Raw genomic sequence first — 1,816 nt, forward strand, 5'->3', positions numbered from 1 at the left:
CGGTTTTCCGCATCCGGCGGTTGAACCCAGTAACTTAAGCTGTCACAAAATCTGATGGAACCCATAATCCCCATCGTTTCAGCCTTGCCTTATTGAGTACTGTATTGAGCGTCGGGCTCCTTGCCATTCGCCAGGCTCCAACCGATGCGCTGGTTTGGTGTAAATGATAAGGTTTAGCTTTTAGTCGTTTTAAGGCGTTCATCCTTCCACGCTTATTGTGCCAGCGTTGCCAGAAGTATTTCCGCATGTGACGACGTATCCAACCTTCCGTTGCCCTGGTTAGGGGGTATTGCCGGCAGGCTCCGAAGTAAGCATGCCAGCCTCGGATGTATTGCTGCCATCCTTTGATCCGCTCTTCCAGTTTGTGGCTGGTTTGCGCATTCCAATAACTTCTGACTTGCGCTTTCAGCTTCTCCAAGCTCGATGTTGCTGGCTTTATTTCTCCCCCGCTGGTAATCCTAAACCCCAGAAATCGGCCATCCCAAGGATGCTTGACACCACTTTTCGTGGTGTTGACCCTTAGTTTCAAATGTTTGGCTATCCATTTTGTCAGGCTTGCCAATATCCTTTGCCCGCTTCTTTCGCTTTTGGCGAAGATCGCCAGGTCATCGGCGTATCGGCAGAAACTAAGTCCTCGTTTCTCCAATTCTTTGTCCAGGTCGTCAAGGTAGATGTTAGCCAGTAGCGGGCTCAGTGGGCCGCCTTGCGGTGTGCCCTGGTTTCGCTTATACCTCCAACCATCCTTTTCTATTGGCGCTCTCAGGTATTGGCCTATCAGTTTTAGAACTCGCTTGTCCTTTACTTTTCGGCTGATCTTTACCATCAAGATGTCGTGGTTGACTTCGTCGAAAAACGCACTGATGTCTATGTCCACTACCCAAGTTTTGCCTTCCATGACATAACGCTTGGCTGCCCGAACTGCGTCATGTGCACTTCTCTGCGGCCTATACCCGAAACTGTGGGCGCTGAAGTCCGCTTCGAAGATCGGACTCAGCACTTGGTTTATCGCTTGTTGGATCACCCTATCCTGGACATTGGGAATGCCCAATAAGCGCTCTCCTCCTTGCGGTTTTGGGATCGTTATGCCCCGTATCGCTCCAGGTTGATAGCTTCCGTTTTCCAGTTTCTCGGCTATTACTGGCCAGTATCTCTTGGCGTGCTCCGCGAAACTTTCTATGCCTATCCCATCCACTCCCGGCGCGCCTTGGTTGGCTTTGACTCGTTTGTATGCTTTTAGCAGGTTGTCCCGATTAAGGACTCTTTCCATCAAATTTTCATTCAGCACCTTCTATTTCTCCTTCGCCTGTGTTTCAGCTTGCATCCCACGCCCACGCTTCCGATTGGAATCCACCAACCTCGCGTGGCCGCTGGGCGAGTGGTTGCCGCAGTTGCAACGTTCACCCACGCCAGAATACTCCGCGCCAATCCACAGAGATGTTTAAAATGGCCTGTCTTTTGGTTCTTCAGCCCTTCGCTCCACCTTGTTTCCAAGGCTTCTTCGCTAATACGGCTTCTGCTGACTTCTCCCTAACCTCATTCGGGAGATCTCCCCGGGTAAGGTGCTAAAACTTTCAGCCCGTGCCGTCAAGCTCTACCTCGTGCGTCTTTCGGTAACGGTTGGATTTCGTGTTCCCTAGCACACTTATCGCCCGCACTCGGCCTCACTGCTCGTTCGTGTTCCTACGGTCGTGCTTTTGCTACGCGCTTCTTTCAGGTTAGCCTCGCGGTTTCCCCCTTGCGTTTCACTACGGTTGTCGTTACTAACTCCGGTTATCTCCTCTCAGATAACAAGTTTTAACCCATGCCGGGCACACTA

At 51.3% G+C, this 1,816-nt stretch carries 1 protein-coding gene; it reads right to left on the reverse strand.

Annotated elements, in window-relative coordinates:
* Positions 1-34 precede the first annotated feature (34 nt).
* On the reverse strand, positions 35-1,285 hold the full coding sequence (gene ltrA, locus BM283_RS17725; RefSeq protein ID WP_254776441.1) for a group II intron reverse transcriptase/maturase: 1,251 nt from the start codon (positions 1,283-1,285) through the stop codon (positions 35-37).
* Positions 1,286-1,816: the final 531 nt, after the last annotated feature.

This window comes from Nitrosomonas sp. Nm34 (genome assembly GCF_900113925.1).
Taxonomy (GTDB): Bacteria; Pseudomonadota; Gammaproteobacteria; order Burkholderiales; family Nitrosomonadaceae; genus Nitrosomonas.